Annotated in this window: 22 protein-coding genes; 10 read left to right on the forward strand and 12 right to left on the reverse strand. The window is 68.4% G+C overall.

Annotated elements, in window-relative coordinates; genetic code table 11:
* The first annotated feature begins 2 nt into the window (after nucleotides 1-2).
* The gene (locus tag AC1DK9_RS12215) at nucleotides 3-815 is read left to right on the forward strand and encodes a DUF429 domain-containing protein (RefSeq protein WP_476916082.1); all 813 of its coding nucleotides are present in this window, start codon (nucleotides 3-5) and stop codon (nucleotides 813-815) included.
* Here AC1DK9_RS12215 and AC1DK9_RS12220 read toward each other — a convergent pair.
* Nucleotides 787-3,177 carry a phosphoketolase family protein gene (locus tag AC1DK9_RS12220; protein ID WP_476916083.1) on the reverse strand — a complete coding sequence of 797 codons (2,391 nt, stop codon included), beginning with the start codon at nucleotides 3,175-3,177 and terminating at the stop codon, nucleotides 787-789. The two genes, AC1DK9_RS12215 and AC1DK9_RS12220, sit on opposite strands and share 29 nt — an antisense overlap.
* A gap of 211 nt (nucleotides 3,178-3,388) precedes the next feature.
* On the opposite strand from AC1DK9_RS12220, the gene AC1DK9_RS12225 reads away from it, so the two are divergent.
* Nucleotides 3,389-3,988 carry a hypothetical protein gene (locus AC1DK9_RS12225; RefSeq protein WP_476861591.1) on the forward strand — a complete coding sequence of 200 codons (600 nt, stop codon included), beginning with the start codon at nucleotides 3,389-3,391 and terminating at the stop codon, nucleotides 3,986-3,988.
* 73 nt (nucleotides 3,989-4,061) lie between these two features.
* Here the strand turns inward: AC1DK9_RS12225 and AC1DK9_RS12230 are convergent, their stop codons facing one another.
* The gene (locus tag AC1DK9_RS12230; protein WP_476916084.1) at nucleotides 4,062-4,910 is read right to left on the reverse strand and encodes an HAD family hydrolase; all 849 of its coding nucleotides are present in this window, start codon (nucleotides 4,908-4,910) and stop codon (nucleotides 4,062-4,064) included.
* A gap of 93 nt (nucleotides 4,911-5,003) precedes the next feature.
* Nucleotides 5,004-6,284: a serine--tRNA ligase gene (gene serS / locus AC1DK9_RS12235; protein WP_476916085.1), complete on the reverse strand. Its 1,281-nt coding sequence runs from the start codon at nucleotides 6,282-6,284 to the stop codon at nucleotides 5,004-5,006.
* Between the two features lie 78 nt (nucleotides 6,285-6,362).
* Between serS and AC1DK9_RS12240 the strand changes: the two genes are divergently transcribed.
* The gene (locus tag AC1DK9_RS12240) at nucleotides 6,363-7,481 is read left to right on the forward strand and encodes a diacylglycerol/lipid kinase family protein (protein ID WP_476916086.1); all 1,119 of its coding nucleotides are present in this window, start codon (nucleotides 6,363-6,365) and stop codon (nucleotides 7,479-7,481) included.
* Nucleotides 7,482-7,491: 10 nt separating this feature from the next.
* Here the strand turns inward: AC1DK9_RS12240 and AC1DK9_RS12245 are convergent, their stop codons facing one another.
* From AC1DK9_RS12245 to AC1DK9_RS12255, 3 genes are all read right to left on the reverse strand, one after another.
* Entirely contained in the window at nucleotides 7,492-7,710 is a 219-nt protein-coding gene (locus AC1DK9_RS12245; protein WP_175323934.1) for a hypothetical protein, read from the reverse strand.
* A 92-nt stretch (nucleotides 7,711-7,802) separates the two neighbouring features.
* Nucleotides 7,803-8,783, reverse strand: a complete 981-nt coding sequence (gene pheA / locus AC1DK9_RS12250) for a prephenate dehydratase (protein ID WP_476916087.1) — start codon at nucleotides 8,781-8,783, stop codon at nucleotides 7,803-7,805.
* 15 nt (nucleotides 8,784-8,798) lie between these two features.
* Nucleotides 8,799-9,125, reverse strand: coding sequence for a rhodanese-like domain-containing protein (locus tag AC1DK9_RS12255; protein WP_476916088.1), 327 nt, complete (start codon nucleotides 9,123-9,125; stop codon nucleotides 8,799-8,801).
* Between the two features lie 181 nt (nucleotides 9,126-9,306).
* On the opposite strand from AC1DK9_RS12255, the gene AC1DK9_RS12260 reads away from it, so the two are divergent.
* The 4 genes from AC1DK9_RS12260 (at nucleotide 9,307) to AC1DK9_RS12275 (ending at nucleotide 14,497) form a co-directional block, all read left to right on the forward strand.
* Nucleotides 9,307-10,788: an amidase gene (locus AC1DK9_RS12260; RefSeq protein WP_476916089.1), complete on the forward strand. Its 1,482-nt coding sequence runs from the start codon at nucleotides 9,307-9,309 to the stop codon at nucleotides 10,786-10,788.
* 82 nt (nucleotides 10,789-10,870) lie between these two features.
* Nucleotides 10,871-11,983, forward strand: coding sequence for an alcohol dehydrogenase catalytic domain-containing protein (locus AC1DK9_RS12265; RefSeq protein ID WP_476916090.1), 1,113 nt, complete (start codon nucleotides 10,871-10,873; stop codon nucleotides 11,981-11,983).
* A 178-nt stretch (nucleotides 11,984-12,161) separates the two neighbouring features.
* Nucleotides 12,162-13,631, forward strand: coding sequence for a peptide MFS transporter (locus AC1DK9_RS12270; protein WP_476861336.1), 1,470 nt, complete (start codon nucleotides 12,162-12,164; stop codon nucleotides 13,629-13,631).
* A 5-nt stretch (nucleotides 13,632-13,636) separates the two neighbouring features.
* A complete protein-coding gene (locus AC1DK9_RS12275; protein ID WP_476916091.1) occupies nucleotides 13,637-14,497 on the forward strand; it encodes a phosphotransferase in 861 nt (286 codons plus the stop codon).
* On the opposite strand, the gene AC1DK9_RS12280 is transcribed toward AC1DK9_RS12275, so the two are convergent.
* On the reverse strand, nucleotides 14,487-14,966 hold the full coding sequence (locus AC1DK9_RS12280; protein ID WP_476861338.1) for a DUF4190 domain-containing protein: 480 nt from the start codon (nucleotides 14,964-14,966) through the stop codon (nucleotides 14,487-14,489). The two genes, AC1DK9_RS12275 and AC1DK9_RS12280, sit on opposite strands and share 11 nt — an antisense overlap.
* 130 nt (nucleotides 14,967-15,096) lie before the next feature.
* On the opposite strand from AC1DK9_RS12280, the gene pgm reads away from it, so the two are divergent.
* Nucleotides 15,097-16,758: a phosphoglucomutase (alpha-D-glucose-1,6-bisphosphate-dependent) gene (gene pgm, locus AC1DK9_RS12285; RefSeq protein WP_476916092.1), complete on the forward strand. Its 1,662-nt coding sequence runs from the start codon at nucleotides 15,097-15,099 to the stop codon at nucleotides 16,756-16,758.
* 87 nt (nucleotides 16,759-16,845) lie between these two features.
* Here pgm and AC1DK9_RS12290 read toward each other — a convergent pair whose 3' ends face one another.
* From AC1DK9_RS12290 to AC1DK9_RS12310, 5 genes are all read right to left on the reverse strand, one after another.
* On the reverse strand, nucleotides 16,846-18,012 hold the full coding sequence (locus AC1DK9_RS12290) for a GGDEF domain-containing protein (protein ID WP_476861340.1): 1,167 nt from the start codon (nucleotides 18,010-18,012) through the stop codon (nucleotides 16,846-16,848).
* A 104-nt stretch (nucleotides 18,013-18,116) separates the two neighbouring features.
* A complete protein-coding gene (locus tag AC1DK9_RS12295; protein WP_476861341.1) occupies nucleotides 18,117-18,674 on the reverse strand; it encodes a 2'-5' RNA ligase family protein in 558 nt (185 codons plus the stop codon).
* 47 nt (nucleotides 18,675-18,721) lie between these two features.
* A complete protein-coding gene (locus AC1DK9_RS12300; RefSeq protein WP_476861342.1) occupies nucleotides 18,722-19,327 on the reverse strand; it encodes a malonic semialdehyde reductase in 606 nt (201 codons plus the stop codon).
* A 124-nt stretch (nucleotides 19,328-19,451) separates the two neighbouring features.
* Entirely contained in the window at nucleotides 19,452-20,192 is a 741-nt protein-coding gene (locus tag AC1DK9_RS12305) for a phosphotransferase enzyme family protein (RefSeq protein ID WP_476861343.1), read from the reverse strand.
* 10 nt (nucleotides 20,193-20,202) lie between these two features.
* Nucleotides 20,203-21,555 (reverse strand): MFS transporter, encoded by a 1,353-nt coding sequence (locus AC1DK9_RS12310; RefSeq protein WP_476916093.1) that lies wholly within the window; start codon nucleotides 21,553-21,555, stop codon nucleotides 20,203-20,205.
* Between the two features lie 54 nt (nucleotides 21,556-21,609).
* Here AC1DK9_RS12310 and AC1DK9_RS12315 point away from each other — a divergent pair, with 54 nt between their 5' ends.
* Together AC1DK9_RS12315 and AC1DK9_RS12320 are read left to right on the forward strand one after the other, a co-directional pair.
* Nucleotides 21,610-21,987, forward strand: a complete 378-nt coding sequence (locus tag AC1DK9_RS12315; RefSeq protein ID WP_476861345.1) for a ClpX C4-type zinc finger protein — start codon at nucleotides 21,610-21,612, stop codon at nucleotides 21,985-21,987.
* An 81-nt stretch (nucleotides 21,988-22,068) separates the two neighbouring features.
* A partial coding sequence (locus tag AC1DK9_RS12320; protein ID WP_476916094.1) for a DUF222 domain-containing protein occupies nucleotides 22,069-23,586 on the forward strand: 1,518 nt, incomplete at its 3' end.

Below are 23,586 nucleotides of genomic sequence, written 5' to 3' on the forward strand. Positions count from 1 at the left end.
CCATGTTGACCCTCGGCGTCGACCTTGCAGCGGCGACGAAGAAGACCGCGGCCGCCGTCATCGAATGGAAGAACGGCGCCGCCCGCCTGGCGCACCTGGACCTGGACGTCGACGACGACGAGGTGGTGCGGCTCTTCGGCGCGGCCGACATGGCCGGGATCGACTGCCCCGTGGGCTGGCCGGATGCCTTCCTGCCCTTCATTGCAGCGCACCTGGCAGGCGAGCCGCACCCGGTGCTGGACTATGACGGTATTGAAGGCCGCAGGTTGCTGGCCTACCGCGACACGGACCGCTTCGTCACCGCCAGGACCGGCCTGATCCCGCTCAGCGTCTCCGCCGACCGGCTTGCCCACCCGGCCATGCGCTGCGCCGTCATCCAGGCCAAGATCGCCGGTGGCCACGGGGCGCAGGCGCGGGACGGCAGCGGCCGGCTGGCCGAGGTCTACCCCGCGGCGTCCCTGAAATCCTGGGGCCTGCTCGCCCGCGGCTACAAGGGCCGCGGCGGCACGGAAACGCAGCGGCTGGGCGAGCTCCTCGACGGGCTCCGGCAGGCAGCACCCTGGCTGGATCTGGCCGGCCACGAGGACCGCCTGGCCGGCTCGGATGACATGTTCGACGCCTTGGTCGCCTCCCTCACGGCACGGGCCGTGGCCATCGGCGCCACGATCCGTCCCGACGCCGCGCACGCGAAAGCTGCCCTGACCGAGGGTTGGATCCACCTGCCGATCGGGGGGCTGGCCGCGCTCAACGGCACGGCCCCCAGGCACGGAGAGTGGCACGGAGAGGCTACCGGCCGCCCAGGGTCCAGCCGCTGATCTCCTTCGCGTCCTCGCCGTGCTCCCGGGTGTGGTTGTGCGCCCGGATACGACGGTCCTGCAGGGTCTGGCGCAGCAGCGAGTGCCGCTCCGCCAGGCCCGGAACCCGGTCGATTGCGTCGATAGCCAGCTGGTACCGGTCGATCCCGTTGAGCATGGCCATGTCGAACGGCGTCGTCGTGGTGCCTTCCTCCTTGTAGCCGCGCACGTGCAGGCCCTCCTGGTTGGTACGGCGGTAGGCCAGCCGGTGGATCAGCGACGGATAGCCGTGGTAGGCGAAGATGATCGGCTTGTCCGCCGTGAAGATGCCGTCAAAGTCCCGGGATGAGAGCCCGTGCGGGTGTTCGGCCGCGTCCTGGAGCCGCATCAGGTCCACCACGTTCACCACCCGGATTTTCAGCCCGGGCGCCCCCTCCTTGAGCAGTTCGGCTGCCGCCACGGTCTCCACCGTCGGAACGTCGCCCGCGCAGGCCAGCACGACGTCGGGCTCCTCGCCGGGGACCTCGGACCCGGCGAACTCCCAGATCCCCAGGCCGCGCTGGCAGTGGTGCGAGGCCTCGGCCGGGCCCAGCCAGGTGGGTGAGGGCTGCTTGCCGCTGACGACGATGTTGACGTAGTCCCGTGAGCCAAGGCAGTGCTCCATGACCGAGAGCAGGGTGTTGGCGTCCGGCGGCAGGTAGACCCGGATGACCTCGGACTTCTTGTTCACCGCGTGGTCGATGAAGCCGGGATCCTGGTGCGAGAACCCGTTGTGGTCCTGCTGCCAGACGTGCGAGGAGAGGACGTAGTTCAGCGAGGCGACGGGCTGGCGCCACGGGAGCTCCCGGTGCACCTTGAGCCACTTGGCGTGCTGGTTGAACATCGAATCGACAATGTGGATGAACGCCTCGTAGCAGCTGAACACGCCGTGCCGGCCGGTCAGCAGGTAGCCCTCCAGCCAGCCCTGGCAGAGGTGTTCGCTGAGGACCTCCATCACGCGCCCGGCCCGGGCCAGATGCTCGTCGACCTGCTCGATCCGGTACTGCCAGACCTTGTCCGTCACTTCGTAGACGTCCTGGAGCCGGTTGGACGCCGTCTCGTCCGGGCCGAACAGCCGGAAGGTCTCCGGGTTCAGCGCTATCACGTCCCGCAGCCAGCCGCCGAGGGTGATCATGGCGCTGACCCGTTCCCGGCCCGGCTGGGCAACATCCACCGCATGGTCGGCGTAGCCGGGCAGTTTCAGGTCCCGCAGCAGGACGCCGCCGTTGGCGTGCGGGGTGGCGCTCATCCGCAGATCGCCGTCGGGGGCATTGGCGGCGACGTCGGTCCGCAGCCGGCCGTCCTCGTCGAACAGCTCCGCCGGGCGGTAGGACTCCAGCCAGCGGCCCAGCTGCGCCAGGTGCTCGGGGTTGGTGCGGACTTCGGCGAGGGGAACCTGGTGGCTGCGCCAGGTGCCTTCCACCTGCAGGCCGTCGACGGTTTTCGGGCCGGTCCATCCCTTCGGCGAACGGAGCACGATCATCGGCCACGCGGCGGCGGGAGCGTCGTCGCCGCTGCCGCCGGCGGTGGTTGTTGCGTCCCTGCGGGCTGCCTGAATGGCGCGGATCTCGGCCAGGCAGTCGTCCAGCACCGCCGCGAAATCCCGGTGCGCCGCGGCGGTGTCCTCCGGATCGGCGACGGTCACGAAGTGCGGCGTGTGACCGTAGCCGCGCAGCAGTTGCTCCAGCTGGGCCTCCGGCATGCGCGCGAGAATCGTGGGGTTGGCGATCTTGTAGCCGTTCAGGTGCAGGATGGGCAGCACGGCCCCGTCCTGCACCGGGTCCAGGAAGTTGTGTGAGTGCCAGCTGGCGGCCAGCGGCCCGGTCTCGGCCTCGCCGTCGCCGATCACGACGGCGGTGATCAGCTCGGGGTTGTCGAACACCGTGCCGTAGGCGTGCGCCAACGAGTACCCGAGTTCGCCGCCCTCATTGATGGAGCCCGGGGTTTCCGGGGCGGCGTGGCTGGGGATGCCGCCGGGGTAGGAGAACTGCCGGAACAGCTCGGCCAGGCCGTCCTCGTCCGGGCCGACGTTGCTGTAGATCTCGGAGTATGTCCCTTCCAGCCAGGCGTTCGCCACCACGGCCGGTCCGCCGTGGCCGGGGCCGGCGACGAAGAGCATCTCCTGGGCGTCGCGGCGGATGACGCGGTTCAGGTGCGAATAGATGAAGTTCAGGCCCGGGGTGGTGCCCCAGTGCCCAAGCAGGCGGGACTTGGTGTCCCCGGCGCTGAGCGGTTCGCGCAGCAGCGGGTTGGACCGCAGATAGATCTGGCCGACAGAGAGATAGTTGGCGGCCCGCCACCACCGGTCCACGAGTTCAAGTTCGTCCGCGGGCCCCGCCGGCACGGTCCGCTGCCCTGTCCCCTGTTCCAACCCATCAGCCACTGATGCACTCCGCCCGGTCCGTGCCGCCGTCGGCAGCGTGTCCCCCCATCGCAACATCTCCCGGGGTCAGAGACAAGCCCGCCGGGGTGTTGTGCCGGCTGCGGCGGGCCGGTAACGGGGACCGCAACGGGTACTTGCCTCCCCTTAGCCACGCGGTAGTGTGGCATCCAGAATGTTCACGCTGACCATCAACCAAACCGACAGCCGGCGCGACGGCGACCGTGTGCCGCAGCTCCTCAAGGACCTGCGGCACATTCCGGCGCGCCTCGATTTCGACCGGTCGGTGGAGGACGAGGTCCAAGGCATCCTGGACTGCCCCCGCCAGGCCGTCGAGGCGGCGCTGATCGCCCTGCGGACCGGCGCCTGGTATGTCGGGATCGGCGTCGGCCCGGTCAACGAACCGCTGCCGAACCAGATCAAGGACGCCTCAGGGCACGGCCTGGTCTACGCCCGACGCGCCGTGGACCGGCTCAGGAACGGCAAGGAACGCATCCCGGTAGCGGTGGAAGGCCCCCTGGCGGACCTTGCCGCCGAAGCCGAGGCCGTGCTGCGGCTGCTAGGCCACATCGTGCACGACCGCAGCGCCGCCGAGTGGCGGGTGCTGGACCTGCTTACCCCCGGTGTGCGCGGGCAGCAGAAAGCCGTGGCCGAGGAACTGGGCATCACCACCCAGGCCGTCAGCAAGGCGGTGGCCCGGGCGCAGTGGAACGAGGAGCACGCGGCCCGGCCCGCCGCCGCCCGGCTGCTGGGCCTGATCCTCGAAGTCCGCTAGGCCGGATCCCGCGCCGGCGTTCCGCCCTCAGGTTCCGGGCCGGAGGTTCCGCGCCGCGGTGGAGCCGGCGTCCTTAGAGCAGGATGCTGCGCAGCACGTGGGCGGCGCCGTCGTCGTACACCGAGTGGGTGACCTCGTCGGCGGCGGCAATCACCTCGGCCGGGGCCTGGCCCATCGCCACGCCGCGGCGTGCCCAGGTGAGCATCTCGATGTCGTTCCGGCCGTCGCCGACGGCGACCGTTCGGTGCGTCTCGATGCTCAGCCGTCCGCGCAGTTGTTCCAAGGCGCTGGCCTTGGTGACGCCGGCAGCGGCAATGTCCAGCCACGCCGTCCACCCGACGGAGTAGGTGACACCCGCGAGGCCAACGTGGCGGATCGCTGCGTTGAATTCCTCGGGCGTGTTCTCGGAGCTGAACACCACGACGCGCACGGCGGTGGCCTCCAGCATGGTCTGGAAGTCGACGCCGATTGCTTCTACGCCGAAGCTGGCGTCCTGGAAGCGTTCGGTGGAGAGGAAGTTGCCGTTCTCGTCCTCAAGCGCGTACTTGGCCGAGGGCAGCCGCTTGCGCAGCGCCCGGAGCGCCGGGCCGGGGTCGAAGGTGGCTTTGTGCAGCACTTCGTAGCCGTCGGCGAGGCCGGAATCCACGCGCAGCGTGACGCCGCCGTTGGAGCAGACAGCGTAGCCGCTTTCAATGCCGATGTGCTCGATGATGGGCAGGGTTGCGTTGAGCGAGCGGCCCGTCGCGATCATCACCTCGTGCCCGGCGGCCACGACAGCCTGGGCCGCTTCCCGCACGGGGACGGACATGTGCCCGTCGTGGTCGACGAGTGTTCCATCGACGTCGAGGGCGATCATCATTTTGTCGTTTGCATCTCGCTGGTCATCGTTGCCAGCGACTGAGGCTTCAGTCAATGTAGTCATCCAATAAGTAGAGCAGACACCCCCGACAGCTGCTAGGACGCGCGCCACAGCAGGGCATGAAGCGTTCGTGAACAGTTGCCGACGGCGGGTGGCCTAGAGGACGGGGAGCACCGTCATCCCGCCGAGGTACTTCTGCAGCGCCGCGGGGACGTTGACCGAGCCGTCAGGGTTCTGGTGGTGTTCGAGGATGGCGACGATCCAGCGGGTCGTGGCGAGGGTGCCGTTGAGGGTGGCCACCGCGCGGGTTCCCTTGGGTGCGCCGTCCTCGTTCAGCACGCGTTCGCGGATGTTGAGCCGGCGTGCCTGGAAGGTGGTGCAGTTGGAGGTGGAGGTCAGCTCGCGGTAGGCGCCCTGCGTGGGGACCCAGGCTTCGCAGTCGAACTTGCGGGCCGCCGAGGTGCCAAGGTCGCCCGCGGCGGTGTCGATCACGCGGTAGGGCAGCTCGCACTTGGCCAGCATTTCCTCTTCCCAGGCCAGCAGGCGGGCGTGCTCGGCTGCCGCCTCCTCGACCGTGGTGTAGATGAACATCTCCACCTTGTTGAACTGGTGGACGCGGATGATGCCGCGGGTGTCCTTGCCGTGCGATCCGGCCTCGCGCCGGTAGCAGGAGCTCTGTCCCGCGTAGCGGATCGGGCCGCCGCTGAGGTCCAGGATTTCGTCTGCGTGGTAGCCGGCGAGGGCCACCTCGGAGGTGCCAACCAGGTAGAGGTCGTCCTCGGCGAGGCGGTAGATCTCGGCGTCGTGCTTGACGTCGAATCCGGTGCCCTGCATGGTCTCGGGCCGGACCAGCGTCGGGGTGATCATGGGGACGAAGCCGGCGTCGATGGCCTGCTCCATGGCCATCTGCAAGAGGGCCATCTCGAGCCGGGCGCCGACGCCGCGCAGGAAGTAGAAGCGTGAACCGGAGACCTTGGCTCCGCGTTCCATGTCGATCGCGCCAATCAGCTCCCCGATTTCGAGGTGGTCCTTGGGCTCGAAGTCGGGGAATTCGCGGGGCGTCCCGACGGTCTTCACCACAACGTAGTCGTCCTCGCCGCCGGCCGGGACGCCGTCTTCGACCAGGTTGGGGATGCCGCGCAGGAGCTCCTCCTGGGCGGACTGGGCGACGTCGGCTTCGGCTGAGGCTTCCTTGACCGAGGCCGCGAGTACCTTGACCTCGGCGAGCAGGGCCTGCTTTTCCTCGCCCTTGGCCTGCGCCACCTTCTTGCCGAAGGCGTTCTGCTCGGCCCGCAGGTTTTCGAAACGGATCAGTGCCGCGCGCCGGGCCGCGTCCGCGGCGATGACCGCGTCCACCACGGATTCGTCGGCACCGCGGGCGCGCTGGCTGGCACGGAACTTGTCCGGATTTTCGCTGAGGTCTTTTACGTCGATCACCAGATAAGAGTATCGAATCCGGGGGCCGCCCTCCGGCAGTGCTGCCGCGGCGAACTCGCGGGATAGTGTTGGAGCAACATGCGCGACTGGCTGCTCTACCTCGTCCTCGCTGGAGCCCTGGCATTTGCCGTCTCCAGTTGGTGGGGTGTGCGCCGGTTGAAGGCCAAGCACACCCGCAGTGCCGTATGGGAAGAGACGCACAACCCCGGCCTGGTCAAGCAGCGGGTGGCCGTCGTAATCAACCCGATCAAGTCCAGGTCCGCGGAAGCCAGGGTTTTGGTGGAGAGCGCCTGCCTCGCGGCCGGCTGGGAGGCCCCGCGCTTCTTCGAGACCACCCCCGAGGACCCCGGGTTCTCGCAGGCACGTGCCGCCGTCGAATACGGAGCCGACGTCGTCCTGGTGGGCGGCGGCGACGGCACCGTCCGGGTGGTGGCCGACGTCCTCGCGCACACGGATATCGCCATGGGGCTCCTGCCGCTGGGCACCGGCAACCTGCTGGCCCGCAACGTCCACCTGGACATCGGGGACCTGCACGGCTGCGTGGAGATTGCACTGTTCGGACACCAACGCTTCATTGACACCGCCCGCATAACGGTGGAGAACGCCTTGACCGGGCAGTCCGCAGATCATGCTTTTTTGGTGATTGCCGGCATGGGCATGGACGCCGAGGTGGTCGGCGACACGAACGACGGGCTCAAGAAGGCAGTGGGCTGGCTGGCCTACACGGAGGCGGGTGTGCGGCACCTGCCGGGCCGCCGCAAGCGTGTCTCCATCGCCTTGGACGACCAGCCGGAGCAGTCGCGGAAGATCCGGAGCGTGCTCTTCGCCAACTGCGGGCTGATTCCGGGCGGAATCGACTTCATCCCCCAGGCCATGATCGACGACGGCATGCTTGACGTGGTGGTGATGAGCCCGCGCAGCGCGATCGGCTGGCTGGCGATGTACTGGAAGATTGTGCTCAAGCACAAAAGAAACTTGCCGGTGATGACGTATTACCGCTCCGGCAAGGTGGTGATCAAGTGCGCCGAACCCATGCCCACCCAGGTGGACGGCGATCCGTCCGGCGAGGCTACGGCCGTTACGGTCCGGATCGCCCCCCGCTCGCTGCTGGTCCGAGTAAGGGAAGACGTAGCCAGGGACGAGCTGGCCAGCGGCGCCGGCAAGTCCGGGAACAGCCAGCCCCGGCACCTGCCCTGACGCGACCGGCTTAGCTGGCTTCTTTCTTCGCGTCGGCTTCCTTCTTGGCGTCCGCGGCTGCCTTGGCGGCGCGCGCCTCCGACTGCTCGCGGATCATCGCCTGCTCCTCCTCGAAGCGCAAGCGGTCAGCACGGTCAGCGTCGTCGCCGTCCCAGTCCTGGTTCTCGGCCGTCGGTTTGGGATTGACAATCATTCCCTGGCCGTCATTTTCTGTGCTGGTTCCTGCCATGACCCGCTCCTTCCGGTAGGGGACTACCCCAATAGATCAGGCAAGCATACGCATAGTTTCCAAGGGGTGGAAGTGCCGCATGTGGCAATTGCCTACGCTGTGGGCGAAGCCTGCGGGTTATATTCCTGAACCACAGATGCACCGGTGAGTATGTCTTCGACCCAAGCATGGGCGGCGCGGAATGCCTGGTCCGAGGTGTGCGGCGCCACCTCTGCGCGCTGGCCGTCCGCCCGCCCGTAGGAGCCGAGGAACCGAGTAGCCGGGCTGATCCGATGCAGTCCCGCGAGGGCGTCGGCCACCCGCGCGTCCCCCACGTGGCCGTCCGCGTCGATGCTGAAGAAGTAGTGGCCCAGGTACTGCCCGGTCGGCCGGGATTCGATCCGGCTCAGGTTTACGCCTCGGGTGGCGAACTGGTCCAGGATTTCCATCAATGCGCCCGGCCGGTCTTCCGGAAGCGGGACCACCACGGTGGTCTTGTCGGCTCCGGTCCGTTCCGGCAGCGTGCCGGGACGCCCCACCAGGACGAACCGCGTCACCGCGCCCGGGTTGTCGCCGATGTTCTCCGCCAGCACAGCCAGCCCGGGCTGCTCGGCCGCCACAATGGGCGCACAGATGGCGGCGTCGTAGCGGGGATCGGCTTCCAGAAGGCCCAGGGCCGCCGCGGCAGTCGAGGAGCCGGGGATGTATTCCACATTTGGAATATGACTGTCAACCCACAGCCTGCACTGGGCCCAGGCGTGCCCGTGGGTGGAGATCCGGCGGATGTCCTCGATCCGGACGCCAGGCCTGGCCACCAGCACAAAGCTGATCGGCACGAGGGCCTCGCGCAGGATCCGCAGCTCCTGGCCTGTAGCGATCGCGTCCAGGGTAGCCGTGACGCCGCCCTCCACGGAGTTCTCAATAGGCACCATCGCCGCGTCGGCCGAGCCGTTGCGGACCTTGTCCAGCGCCGCGTTGACGTTCGAGGACGGGATTCGGATGGCCTCAGCGGCGCCGGGCACCTGCATCAACGCCGCCTCGGTGAAGGTCCCCTCGGGGCCGAGGAAGGTATAGGTGACGGGTGACGCTGGCATTGGTTCTTCCTTCGTTTACAGAATGACGGGCTTGAGGCCGTTGTCGGACACCAGCGGCAGCCCGTTCTCGAGCCACTGGTCCATTCCGCCGGCCACATTCATCGCCGAGTAGCCGTGGCCGACAAGCCACTGCGCCGCCCGGAAAGAACGTCCGCCGGTTCGGCAGATGACGTACAAATCCTCGTCCGGGTCCAGCTCATCGAGCCGGGCGGGGAGCTGGTCGAGGGGAATGTGCACGGCGTGCTCGGCGTGGCCGGCCGCCCACTCGTAGTCCTCGCGTACGTCCAGGATCCGCGCCGCTTCGGGGATGTCGGAAACGGTCACGGTGTCGATGTCGCTCATGGTCGTCCTCTCCGCTGAAACCAAGGTCTGCCCCCAGCGTATCGCCAGCTGTCGGGGCCCGGTCCAAACAGGTGGCAGGTTACGCTTCTGGAGAGCGCAAAGGAGACCCATGGCAGCGAAGACCGGACATGTCCCACCGGGGAAGCAGGCTCCACGCCGGAACAGCGCAGGCCGTTGACCCTTGGCTGAGATCCATGAGCTGTCCGCCCTGGCACTCCGCGACGCCCTGCGCGACGGCGAGCTCTCCGCGCGCCAGGCCGCGGCGCACTTCCTTGACCGCATCGCGGCGGAGAACCCGCACCTGGGCGCCTTCATCACCGTCACTGCCGAGCAGGCACTGAGGGGTGCCGACGCCGCGGACAGCCGCCACGCCCGAACCTCCGCCCATGCCAACGCGGACGACGCCCGGGCGGAGCTGCCGCTGCTGCACGGCATGCCGACCGCGTTCAAGGACCTGACCGACGTCGGCGGCGTCGTCACCACGCACGGCAGCGCCGCCTTCGAACACAAAGCCGCTGTGGCGGACGGCGCCTTGGCGGCCGCGCTAAAAGGCGCCGGGGTCATTTCGCTGGGCAAGACGCAGGTCCCGGAATTCGGACTGACGGCCTACAGCGAGAACAGGATTGCCGCGCCCTCACGCAACCCGTACGCGCTGAGCCGGAGCTCCGGCGGCTCCTCGGGCGGCAGCGCAGCCGTCGTGGCCGCCGGACTGCTTCCCTTCGCTCCGGGATCCGACGGCGGCGGCTCTATCCGCATCCCGGCCGCCGCCTGCGGCCTGGTGGGCCTGAAACCGGGCCGCGGGCTGGTCCCGGCCGGGGAAAGCACCGGCGACCCCGCCGGTCTGGTGGTTGCCGGTCCCCTGGCACGCTCCGCTGCGGACGCCGCCCTGATGCTCGACGCACTGGTTCCGCCGCAACCGCCCCGGCAGCCGGCAGGAGAACAGGCCGGAAGACAGCCCGGGCAGCCGGGCAGCTACCTTCAACTGGCCGGACAGGAGCCGCCCCCACTGCGGATCGGGGTCAGCCTGGACAGCCCGTGGCAGTCGGTCTTTCCCTTCACCCCGGACCGCGAAGCCCTCGATGCGCTGGAGACGGGCATCAAGCTGCTGGAGGCTGCCGGACACCAGAGCTGCGAAGCCGCCATCCGCTATGACAACCGCTACGCGAGCGCCTTTACGACGGCCTGGACCGCTGGCGTCGGGAGCGCCCGCATCGCGCCGCAACGCGAGGCCCTGCTGGCTCCGCTGACGCGCACCTTCCGGCGTCGGGCCCAGCAGCGCAGCGCCTCGAAGCTCAACGAAGCCCTGGGGTTCCTGCGCCAGTTCCAGCGCGACACGATTGCCCAGTTCTCCGCCTGGGACCTGGTGCTGAGTCCCACACTGGCGCAGACGCCGCGGCCGGTGGGCTGGTTCACCGGCGCTGCGCACGGCGACGGCTACTGGCCCGCCGAGTGGGCTGGGGACGCCGACGACGACTACCGCAAACAGTGCGAGTTTGCCCCGTGGTCCTCGCTGGTCAACGTCTGCGGGCTCCCCGCCATCAGCATTCCGGTGCACTGGACCGGCGGGGCGCCCGGCGCTGGCCTGCCGATGGGCATCCAGCTGGTCGGGCCGATGGGATCCGAGGCGCTGCTGCTGCAGGTGGCCGCTCAGCTGGGCTTCTAGGCTGCCGGCCGCGGGGATTACCCGGGCCGCATCCGCGTGCGGTTTACTGGTGCCAACACGCATAACCAGACGAGAGGGATCGATGAAGATCACCGGTGCAGTCCTTGAGGAAATCGGCCGTCCGCGACCCTTCGCCGAGTCCAAGCCGATCACCATCGCTGAGCTGGAGCTTGGCTCGCCCGGACCGACGGAAATCCTCGTCCGGCTTGAAGCTGCCGGGATCTGCCACTCGGACCTCAGTGTCGTCGACGGCAACCGGGTCCGCCCCGTGCCCATGCTGCTGGGGCACGAAGCCGCCGGCCGCGTGGTCGAGGTCGGGACGGACGTCAGCGACCTGCAGCCCGGGCAGCGGGTGGTCATGTCCTTCCTGCCGCGCTGCGAAGAGTGCGCCAACTGCGCCGCGGACGGACGGCTCCCCTGCACCGCGGGCTCCAAGAGCAACGGCGAGGGCACCCTGCTGCACGGCTCGATGCATTTGAGCCGTGCCGGCGAACCGGTCTTCCACCACCTCGGCGTCTCCGGATTCGCCAGCCACGCCGTGGTGGACCGGGCCTCTGCCGTACCGGTCGGCGACGACATCCCGGCGGACATCGCCGCGGTCCTGGGCTGCGCCGTGCTTACCGGGGGCGGCGCGGTGCTGAACGCCGCGAAGCCCCGGCCCGAGGACAGCATCATGATCGTGGGACTCGGCGGCGTCGGGATGGCCGCGCTGATCACCGCGGTCTCACAGGGTATTTCGCGGATCGTCGCCGTCGACACCCTGGACGAGAAGCTCGAGCACGCCCGCCGGCTCGGCGCCCACGAGACGTACACGCCGCAGGAGCTGGCCGAGCAAGGGGTCAAGGCCAAGTTCGTCGTCGAATGCGCAGGCAGCGCCAGGGCGTTCGAGACCGCCTTCGCCGCCACCGACGTCGGGGGTATCACGGTCACCGCCGGGCTGCCCTCCCCCGAGGCCCGGGCACAGCTTTCCCCGCTGACCATCACGGCGGAAGCCCGCACGATCGTTGGCAGCTACCTCGGCTCGGCGGTGYCGTCCCGGGACATCCCCAAATACGCGCAGCTGTGGCGGGATGGGAAGCTTCCAGTGGAGGAGCTCATTTCTTCACGGATCGCGCTGGCGGACATCAACCAGGCCATGGATCAGCTCGCCGACGGCAAGGCGGTCCGCCAGGTCATCATGTTCGACGCCGACTAGGCCTGCTGCGCAGGCAGCCCCCCCGTTGCTCGCTCACTTATGGCTGCTAACCCGGCCCTGAAGCAGCCATAAGTGAGCGAGCAACGTGGGAAAGCGGGGCGCGAAACACCTTCCGATTGACTTGCCCCGGCCCGGCGCGGATGTGACAATCGCCCGCCGCGGTGTCAGCATTAAGTAAATGAGCACAACTCATTTAGATAGTCCCCCCGCTACAACGCCGGGCGATACCTCGTTTTTTGGCCACCCAAAGATGCTGGCCAGCCTCTTCTCCGTAGAAATGTGGGAGCGCTTCTCCTTCTACGGAATGCAGGGGATTCTCCTCTACTACATGTACTTCACGGCTGCCGAGGGTGGCCTTGAAATCAACAAGGCCCTCGCCGCCAGCCTGGTCGGCGCCTACGGCGGCGGTGTCTACCTCTCGACCATCCTGGGCGCGTGGCTCGCGGACCGGATCTTCGGCTCCGAGCGTGTGCTCTTCGGCTCCGCCATCATGATCATGGCCGGGCACATCGCCCTGGCCCTGGTCCCCGGCATTCCGGGCCTGATTGCCGGCCTCGTGCTGGTGGGCGTGGGATCCGGCGGCCTGAAGGCCAACGCCACCGCCCTCGTCGGAAGCCTGTACCGCGAAAAGGACGAACGCCGCGACGCCGGCTTCTCCATCTTCTACATGGGCATCAACGCCGGCGCCCTGATCGGCCCGCTGGTCACCGGCTGGCTGCAGGAGAGCCAGGGCTTCCACTGGGGCTTCGGCGCCGCCGCCGTCGGCATGGCCGTGGGCCTGGTGATCTACGCCTTGGGCCGCAACAAGCTCCCCGAAGAGGCGCAGCGGGTGCCGAACGCCCTGCCCGCAGCGGAACGCACCAAGTACGGCCTGATCTTCGCCGTCATTGCCGCGATCATCGCGGTGCTGCTGGCGACCGGCATCGTCAACGCGGACAACCTCGCTATGTCCATGGCGTACGCCGCGATCGGCGCATCGGCGGTCTACTTTGTGCTGATCTTCAGCAGCAAAAAGGTCAACGCCACCGAGCGCAGCCGGGTCGCAGCCTTCATCCCGCTGTACATCGCCTCCGCCGCGTTCTGGGCGCTCTTCCAGCAGCAGTTCACCTTCATCGCCGTGTACTCGGAGGAGAAGCTGGACCGCAACCTGTTCGGCTGGGAAATGCCGGCCGCCTGGGTCCAGTCCATCAACCCGGTCTTCATCATCATCTTCGCCGGCGTCATGGCCGCCCTGTGGACCCGGCTGGGTCGCAGGCAGCCCGGCTCGGCGCTGAAATTCTCGATCGGCCTGTTCGTGATGGGGCTCGCCTTCCTCGCATTCATCCCGCTTGCCGGCGAGGGCAAGACCCCGCTGCTGGCGCTGGTGGGAATCCTGCTGCTCTTTACGCTCGCGGAACTGTTCCTCTCCCCCATCGGGCTGTCCGTGACCACCAAGCTGGCACCCAAGGCCTTCCACACGCAGATGGTTGCTTTGTTCTTCCTCTCCGTCTCGCTGGGGACCACACTGGCCGGCATGCTCTCCGGGCTCTACAACCCGAACGACGAACTGCCGTACTTCATCGGCGTCGGCGGCACGGCAATGCTCCTGGCAGTCGGCCTGGCCGCCGCCTCGCCTGCCATCAAGAAGCTCATGGGCGGCGTACGCTGAGCTGAATGAGCACCCGATATCGCCCGCCGGTTGAGGCGCGCGTCTACGTCCCCGCCCCCGGCGAGGCGTCCGACGTCGAACTCATGCCGGCGGGCGATGTCACTGAAGGCGTAGTGCGGGTTGGCGGGACCATCCGCCGCCCGCACCAGCCGCAGAGCCTTGCCGTCGCTGCCTACCTGGACTGGCTTGAGGACGCCAACTTTGAGGGCTCGCCGCGGTTTTTGGGCCGGGACGCCGAGGGCCGGGACGTCCTTAGCTACGTTGCCGGAAGGTGCGCCGGCGCACTGCCGGAAGCCTGGGTGCAGTCCGAGGAACTGCTGGCCTCCGTGGCCCGGCTGGTCCGCCGCCTGCATAACGCGTCGGCGGGCTACGACCCGCAGCTCCATCCGTTCCCGCCGCGCTATATTCCGCCCGGCACCGTGAACCAGGACGCCGCCGAACTCGTCTGCCATCTGGACGTCACGCCGCAGAACGTGGTGGTCCGGGACGGGGTGGCAGTCGGGCTCGTGGACTTCGACCTCGCCGGACCCAGCACTGCCCTCCGGGATTCCTACAACACCGCCCTGCACTGGGTCCCGCTCCGCGCCCCCGCGGACATGTGGCCCGGCTGGGAGGGAGTCGACCCCTTCCGGCGGCTACGCATCTTCGCCGATGCCTACGGCTGGAGCCAGGAGGAACGACGCCGGGTACCCGAGCTGGGCATCGAGGCGGCGGCGCTGAGCCACGAGCGGATGCGGCACAGCGCGGCGACCCTTGGCGGCGGCTGGGCCCGGATGTGGGACGAGGGCGTCGGCGAACTCATCCTTCGCCGCCGCGGCTGGCTTGAGGCCAACGCACGGCAAATCGTGGACGCGCTTACCGGCTGACGAAGTCCGCGTTGGAGAGGGCGACGCCCAGGGTGATGACCACCAGCAAGGTAATCGCGATCGCGGCATAGCCCAGGACAAGGCCGGCGATCGCCAGGCCCCTGCCTCCCGGCTCGCGCTGCAGCGCCAGATGCCCGAGGATGACGGCGGCCAGTTGCGGGAGCAGGAAAAAGCCGAACCCCAGGAAAGCTGCGACGCCGCAACACAGGCTCGCGATGCTCAGGCCCTTCGGCGCGGGAGCCACTCCGTAGTAATACGGCTGGCCGTAGGCGTCGGCATAGGGAGCGGCCGGCTGGCCGTAGGCGTCGGGCTGGGCGTAGGCGTCGTGGCTGCCGGCCGGCTGGCCGAGGTGCGGCGCCGTCGTCGGCCGCGGCGGAATATGGCCGTCTCCCCCGTATGGCGGACGATACGGCGGCGGCTGGTAGCCCCGGCGCGTCTCGTCGTACCCGGACGTGGGCTGCTCGGTCATGGAATTCCCCTCTGCGTGTCTAGGTCAAGATTAGCGCCGCGCCGTTAGCCCCGCCTGACGTGCGGCGTCACAGCTGTCCTATTCAGGCGAAACCATGTCCCCGGCTCCCCGCGTCTGGCATGCTGGAGCCATGGCTAGCCGCGCGGGCACAGTTGCCCAACCCCAAGACCTTGTTGACCTCACTGCGCTTCTGGATGCGTACTACGACGTTTCGCCGGATCTCGGCGACCCCGGGCAGCGGGTCGCATTCGGCACCTCCGGGCACCGGGGCTCCAGCCTCAAGGCCTCATTCAACGAACCGCACATCCTCGCCATCACCCAGGCGATCGTCGAATACCGTGCCGGCCAGGGCATCACCGGTCCGCTCTACCTCGCCAAGGACACCCATGCGCTGAGTGAGCCGGCCCAGAACTCAGCCCTCGAGGTCCTTGCTGCGAACGGCGTGAACGTGCTAATTGACGCCCGCCACGGTTACACGCCCACCCCGGCGTTGAGCCACGCCATTCTCACCCACAACAACAACTCCCCCGCCGGCGCGCCGCAGGCAGACGGCATCGTGGTGACACCCAGCCACAACCCGCCCGGCGACGGCGGCTTCAAGTACAACCCGCCCCACGGCGGGCCGGCCGACACCGACGCCACAGGCTGGATCGCGAACCGCGCCAACGAACTGCTGAAGAACGGGCTGCGCGGGGTCAAGCGGATCCCGATCGCGGACGCCATGGCCGCCGGCACCACCGGGAAGTTCGACTTCCTGTCCAGCTACGTTGATGATCTGCCTTCCGTGCTGGACCTCAACGCCATCCGCGAGGCGGGGGTACGCATCGGTGCGGACCCCATGGGCGGTGCCTCAGTGGACTACTGGGGCGAAATTGCCGAACGCCACCACCTGAACCTCACCGTGGTGAACCCGACTGTCGACCCGCAGTGGGCCTTCATGACGCTGGACTGGGACGAGAAGATCCGGATGGACTGCTCCTCGCCGTCGGCGATGGCGTCACTGATCAACCGGATGTCCGTGGGGGCGGACGGATCCGCCGCGTTCGACGTCGCCACCGGCAACGACGCCGACGCCGACCGGCACGGCATCGTGACACCGGACGGCGGGCTGATGAACCCGAACCATTACCTCGCCGTCGCGATCGACTACCTGTACCGGCACCGCAGCGGCTGGAATCCCCAATCGGTGATCGGCAAGACCCTGGTGTCCTCCTCCATCATTGACCGGGTTGCCGAAAGCCTCGGCCGCAAGCTGGTGGAAGTGCCGGTGGGCTTCAAGTGGTTCGTCCCCGGGCTGCTCTCCGGCGAGGGCGCCTTCGGCGGGGAAGAGTCCGCGGGCGCGTCCTTCAACAAAAAGGACGGCAGTGTCTGGACCACGGACAAGGACGGCATCCTGCTGGCCCTGCTGGCCTCCGAAATCACGGCAGTCACCGGCAAGTCGCCGTCGCAGCTGTACAAGGGGCTCACGGACAAGTTCGGCGACCCCGTCTACGCGCGGATCGACGCCGCCGCGACGCGCGAGCAGAAGGCCGCCCTCGGCAAGCTGTCGCCGTCGGACGTTACCGCGACCGAGCTGGCCGGCGAAACCATCACCGCCAAGCTCACCGAGGCGCCCGGCAACGGCGCGGCGATCGGCGGGTTGAAGGTGGTCACCGAGAACGCCTGGTTCGCGGCGCGGCCCTCAGGCACCGAGGACGTCTACAAGATATACGCCGAGTCCTTCAAGGGCGCGGAGCACCTGAAGCAGGTGCAGGCGGAAGCCAAAGCCCTGGTGGACGGGGTAATTTCCTAGCCAGCCGCGTGTCCGGCGCCAGCGGCCAGAACGGCCGGCGGCGCCGGCGGTCCCGGGCCGGCGGCGGGCCGGGTCCGGGGCCGCGGCTTAGGCCGATTGCTCCTCAAGGAGGCTGGCGGCCAATACCGACCGGTCCCGGCCCAGCGTCTTGGCGCGGTACAGGGCCGCGTCAGCCGAGGCGATCAGTGCCTCCAGGTCCGCCCGGCCGGGACCGGTCGAGGCAATCCCGTAGCTCACGGTGGGAAGCCGTGCCTCCACGTTCGGCTGCGCTTCCTGCAAGCGGCGGCTGATGGTGGCCGTCATCTCGCTGGCGCGCTCCGGGCTGACCCCGGGGAGCAGCAGGACGAACTCCTCACCGCCGTAGCGCCCAACCAGGTCGGTGGAGCGGACCGAGGCCGTGCATGCGGCGGCAAAGGCCTGCAGGGCCACGTCTCCTGCGGCATGCCCGTACTTGTCGTTGACGGCCTTGAAGTGGTCCAGGTCCGCCAGCACCAGCGCGGCCGTGGTCCGGGCGTTTCCCAGGCGGCGCAGTTCGTTCTCCGCAAGGTCCATGAAGGCCGTGCGGTTGAGGAGGCCGGTGAGCCCGTCGACAGTCGCGCGTGCACGGAGGTCCCGGGTCAATTGCTCGTTGCTCAACTCGGCCATGGTGAAGGAAGCGAGCACCAGGACCATCGAGGTGAGGAGCGTCGTCACCACCGAGCCGAAGTAGGCGACAAACACCGGGCCCTCCGGGCCATCGATGAGGAACGCCGTCAGGCGTCCGAGGTAGTAGAGGGCTAAGAGACCTGAGCCGTAGGCCAGGGGGCGGTGCACCCGGGAGTAGCCGACCTCCAACAGGAAGAGCTCCCGGCAGGACAGCCCGAGCATCAGCCCCATCATTCCCAGCATTACCGGGCCGCCGGACCAGTTGTTCGTCGCCGGGTGGTCGAGCACCGAAACGATGCCTGTTACCAGGGGTCCTGCGGTCAGCGCCCAAAGCTTGGGGTTATTGGTCCGCAGCGACCGGGCGCCGGCCCACATGGCTCCGGCGCCGCCGACCAGCAAGATATTGCCCAGCGGGTTCGCCCACGCCTGGTGGGGCGTGCCGTCCAGCAGGTAGGAGGCGGAGCCCGTGAGGAAAAGCAGCAGGGCCGAGCACCACCAGGCGCTGAACGGGGAACGGGTCCGCCTGAAGGTGATGAAGTAGAACAGGCACAGCAGCGTCAGGGTTACAACTGCTAAGGCAACGCGCAGGGTAGAGGTGTCAAGCATCATCCTGTGGTTCCCCCGGCACGCACCTAGTGACCCCATCAGTCATGGGCGTCTGCTCTCGATTTGACCCCAGTATGGCACCTCGATGGAAAAATAAAGAGCTTCAGTCACAATGTGGCTTGCCAAAGTGCCAGCACCCGACGCGTGGCATGTCCGCCGTCGGGAGCCATGTCTACCAGGGCAATCCGGTCCAGGACCAGTTGACCGCCTGCGCGGGGCGCTTTTTCGCCCCGGTGCGAGACGTGCGGACGGAAGCCTGCCATGGTGTAGCCGGGGGTGGCGATGCGGCCGTTCAGTGTCTCCACCGCCCTCACCAGGGCTTCGTGGAGCGTTTGGAGCGGGGCGCTCGGTTCAATCAGGCTGACCGGGACGGAGCCGCCGCGGCCGAAGCCTGCCTCCCCGCCGACGGTCACGGTCCTACCCAGCGCGGCCCGCGCCGGGGCCTCCATGAGTGCGGCCACACGGGCGGCCAGCGCATCCCCGACGACGGCGGGCGGCTGATCGGCGACGTCGACGTCGGGTGGCTGCTCGGCGCCGTCATCGGCGGGCGCCTGATCGGCGACGTCGAACTTCACCAGGGTGATGTGCAGCGGCCAGGCGTCGCGCGGAAATTCCATCCCCTCGGTGACGGGCTCAAGGAAAGCGACCACGATCAGGTTCCGCATGGTCCCAGTCTGCCACTGGCCGCCGACACGGGCTGCGCCTCCGGCCCTTAGACGGTGCGGACCACGTCTTCGTAGGCGAACTTTGGCTTCGGGGCGCCCCAGGCATCCTCGGCGGCCTGGCCGATGTTGACCACCATGAAGCTCTTCTGGCTGCCGTCCGGGAAGAAAGCAGCGTCGATCTTGCCGAAGTCGGCGCCGGTCATCGGGCCGGCGGCGAGTCCCAGCGACCGCACGGCGAGGATGAAGTAGCCGGCCTGCAGGTGGGCGTTGTTGTTGCCGGTGGCAGCGGCGAGGTCCGGGGCGGCGTCGTACATGGCCTTGGGGGCGTTGTAGCCGGGCAGGAAGTTGTCCCACTGCTCGTGCCAGGCGGTGTCGACGCTGAGGATCGCGACCAGCGGCGCGGACGCCGTCTTGGCCCGGTTGCCGGCGGACAAAGCGTCCACCAGCGCGGCGCGGGCCTCGTCCGAACGGACATAGGTCACGCGCAGGGGCTGGGAGTTGAACGCCGTGGGACCGAATTTCGTCAGCTCGTAGATGGCGCGGGCCTGCTCGTCCGTGACTTCACCGGTGAAGGCATTGGCCGTGCGCGCCTGGGCAAAGATGGCGTCCACTGCTGCGGCGTCGATTACTGCTTCTTCATGGGCGATCGTCATCGGGTCCCTTTCGCTGGGCTCGGCCCCGTCCGGGGCATTTTGGCTGTCAGTAGCTTCAACTACTGCCCGGGACGGCAGCTTCCCTGGGTGCGGAGTGACGTCGCGCACAGCGGGAAGCCGGCAATCATTCCAATTCCGCCAACCGCAGCATCCGGAGGCTGTCGCGGCGGTACATGGCGGCATGGTCGTTGAGTTCGGCGCGTCCGGTCGCGGCCGCCCGGCCGTCCGAGTAGTCCGCGAGTTCAACGAGCCTGGCGCTCAGGGTTTCCAGCACGTCCCGGCGCGGAAATGGGAAACCATACGCCGCGATCAGTTCGTCCAGGCGGGCCAGCCGCTCCGGCCCTTCCGGCGCGCCGTTGCCACCGCCCTCAATGAACGGCACCAACTGGTAGGCCAGATAGGCGAAATCCCAGATGCGCGGCCCGGGCGACGCCGCGTCAAAGTCAAAGATTCCCGCGAAGCGCTGGTCTTGGAACACCATGTTGTACGGCGCAAAGTCGTTGTGGCAGACCACCTCGACCGGTTCGTGGGTTGGCAATTGCCAGCTCAGCTGCTTCCGGGCCAACTCAACGGTGGCGTCATGGATCTGCCGGAGCAGGCCGGCCGCGTCCCGCAGGATCGAGGGATGCCAAATCCACTCCGGAAGCGGATATTCCACCACATCCCCCGGCAGGAAGGACAGGACTTCGCGGCCCTTCTCATCCATGCCGTCCGCCGATGGAACGCGCGTGATTCCGCTGGCGCGGAGCGCATCGAGCAAGGCGTGGACAGCAGGGGTCCAGGGTCCGGTGTTCCTCCGGACGGTGTCCCCTACCCGCACCACGACGCTGGAATTGCCGCCAGCCAGGGCCTCTTCGTTCACCATCCAACCAAATCTAGACTGTCTGTGTTGGCGCCGGGGGCACGTCGACTCCTTGCGCCGTCGTCGAAGGCTGAGCCGGGCGGTGGACGTCAAGGTCCTCGGGGAACGTCTTCCAGCTCCCGAGCGGAGAAGCGACGACGGGCAGCGCGGCGGTTGCCGCAATGAAGGCCGCAGCCCAAAGGGCGGCGGCCTCCCCGGCCAAAAGTGCGAGGGCGCCTCCGGCGAGGCTCGCCACCGGCATCACGCCCAGTGTGACGAGACGGTAGCTGGACATCGCTCTGCCCATCAACCCCGCCGGGACGAGCCGGGGCAGGATGCCGGCACCCGCTAATCCGGTGAGGACAACGAAGTAGGACCAGCCGAAGCCGGAGAGTCCCACCCAGAAGACGGGCTGGAGGCCCAAGACGGGCGCCGCGGGAACCAGGGCCATAAAACCGGCCCCCGCTAGGCTGGCCAGCACCTTCGTCTTGCCGATTCCGATCCGGTGGGTCACGCCAGTGGCCATCAGGGAGGCAACCAACCCGCCGGCAGCGGAAACGGCTCCCAAGGCGACGACTTGGTCAACCGGCACCCGGAGGGTATTCAGCACAAAGACGACCTTCGCCCCGGCCGCCCAAAGACCGGCCGCGTTGACCAAGGCCACCGAGCCCATCAACGGCCGAACCAGCGGATGCTTCAATGTGAACGACAGCCCATGGCCAGCCTCAGCCCAAAACCCCGATGAGGTCTGGGACCGCACCGGCCGCAACTCGGGAAGCGCCCACGTTGCTGCTGCCGAGAAGAGGTAGGCCAAACCGGAGACAACCAGGACGGCAGGTGCAGCGATCACTTTGATGAGCAGGCCAACCACCCCGGGAGAAGCGACGGCCAGGCCGCTCTGGACAGCCTGCACACGGGCATACCCTGCTGCCAGCCGGTTGCCGGGCAGCAGCGAGGGCATCAATGCCGAATGTGCTGCGGTAAAGAAGACATCAGCCGCACTGACGACGGCGGCGACGACGAAGAGGTGCCAAAGACCCAGCGAACCTGTTGCGTATCCCAGCGGCACGGTAAGGATAGCTGCTGCCCGGAGAATATTGGCGCCGATCAGAACCGGTTTCCTGGGCCAGCGGTCCACCAGGACACCCGCAGGGACGCCGAGGACCAGGAACGCCGCCATGCCCAGTGCATTGAGGATGCCGGCGTCGAAGGCACCCGCGCCCAGGAACGCCACCGCCACGACCGGCAGGAGGGACCTGGCAACGTCGTCGCCAATCCCCTCCCCAATCGCCGCGATGAAGAGCCAACGGAACGGTCCGCCCATGAGGTGCTCCCCTTCGGCGGCACTGCGGCTATTCTTGGAGGCAACTGGAGTACGTAAGGTCACACCTGACAGTGTCAGGTGTGACCTGACGCTGTCAATAGCAACTGGGAAAGGGGCATGATGAACGACGGCGGTGCAGACCGGCGCTATTGCTCGTTCTGCGGACATACTGGAGCGCCCGACCGAAGGCTTGTGGCCGGGCCGGGGATCTCAATCTGCGAACTGTGCGTCGGCGCGGCCCGCGAGCTTCTGGACGTCGCCGGGGACGCTTCCAAGAGTCCGGCCGCCTCTCTGGGTCCCGCTTGGGCGCAGCTGGCCGATGATGAAATCCTGCAGCACTTGCCTGAGATCTCGCGGGTCGGATCCGAACTCGAGGAGCAGTTGCGACGTTGGGTCGGTGCCGCCAGGGAGCGAAACATCAGCTGGTCCCGGATCGGCACCGCACTGGGCATCACCCGGCAGACGGCCTGGGAGAGGTTCAAAACCGAGGCCTGAGCCGGGGGCCCGAGCTGTGGCGCACAGCTGCCGGCATCGGGAGCTCCTAATAATGTCGGTGGTCTCTGATGGACTTAGCTCATGGGAATCGGTGCAGCTCTCATCGCTCGCCCGGCCGGTCGGCCTGGCGGTGATGGCCGCGGGGCTGCGTTGCTGGGCAGCGTCCTGGGTCAGTTGCGGGAGCTGTGCGCGACGGCGGTCGGGGATGCGGCGCTGCTGGGGTTCGGTGAAGCGGCGGAGTTCGCCAGCCGGGTAGAGGAGATTTCCCGGGCGGTGGAGTACCTGCAGGTGGTAGCCGCGGAGGCCGTGGACCGGACACGCAAGGAAGTTGCAGCGGATGCGCTCCCGGCCGCCGGCGACGGGTACCGCAAGACCGGGGACTTCCTCCGCGCCCGGCTCCAGATCAGCGCCGCCGAAGCCCACCGCCGGCTCTGCCTCGCCGGGACCGTGCTGCCGCGCACCGGGATCACCGGGCAGGTCCTTCCGCCCCTGCGCGAGGAACTCGCCGCAGCCGTGGCCGCCGGTTCGGTGCCCTCCCGGTCGGCCACTATCGTCAGCCAGGCACTGGAGCGGGTCCGGCCGGTGTGCGACCCGGACACGGCCGTCCGGATGGAACACGCCCTGACCGCTACCGCGGCGGAGCACGACCCGGATTTCCTGGCCCGGATCGCCCGCCGCTGGATGGACGCGATCGACCAGGACGGCGCCGAACCCTCCGAGGAGCTCCTGCGCCAGCTCCAGGGCGCGTTCGTCCGCAGGCCCCGCCACGGCCTGCAGCATCTGGAAATCTTCGCCACCACCGAACAGTTCGAACACCTCCTGACCGTGATGAACACCGCCACCAACCCCCGCACCGTCGCGGGGGTTGGTGGCGGGGCGGCGGACACGGACCAGAGTGAGGCGTGCGCCGACGGCGGCGGGCCGGCCGACGCCCGGGCAATTGGCCAGAGGGAAGCCCGGCCCGATGTGTGCGCCGCAGTCGAGGCCCACGCCGCGGCCGACGTCACAGCGGGCGCAGCGCCGGGCGAAGGCGGCACTGGCGGCATCGACCTGGACCGGCGGTCGAGGCCGCAGAAACTTCTGGACGGCCTCGTCGGCGCCTGCAAAGTCGCCCTCGCCTCCGGCGGGTTGCCCGCCGCGGGTGGCCTTCGGCCCCAGGTCATGGTGACCATCGACTACCGCGACCTCCTCGACCGCCCTCCAGCGCACCACCCGCACAGCGACAAACTGGTTCGACAGGTCCGCCGGCACCAGTACCGCCAACGCCGACATCAGCGCCGCCGGCACCAACCCGCCAGACGGGACCGGGCACACCAACAGCCCCAGCGGCACCGGGTGCTTCGACCGCCCCGGCCGCACCGGGGGCACCGGGGCTGGACCGCTCGGCTTCGCCGGCACCGGCACGATGGCATTCACCGGACCCGTCACCGCCGCGACCATCCGCAAAATAGCCTGCGACGCCGACATCATCCCCGTCCTCCTCGGCACCCAAGGCAGGATCCTCGACATCGGCCGCACCAGCAGGCTCTTCCCACCCCACCTCCGCAAAGCCATCACCGCCCGCGACCAAGGCTGCACCTTCCCCGGCTGCACCATCCC

This window comes from Arthrobacter sp. 01T414, assembly GCF_056398965.1.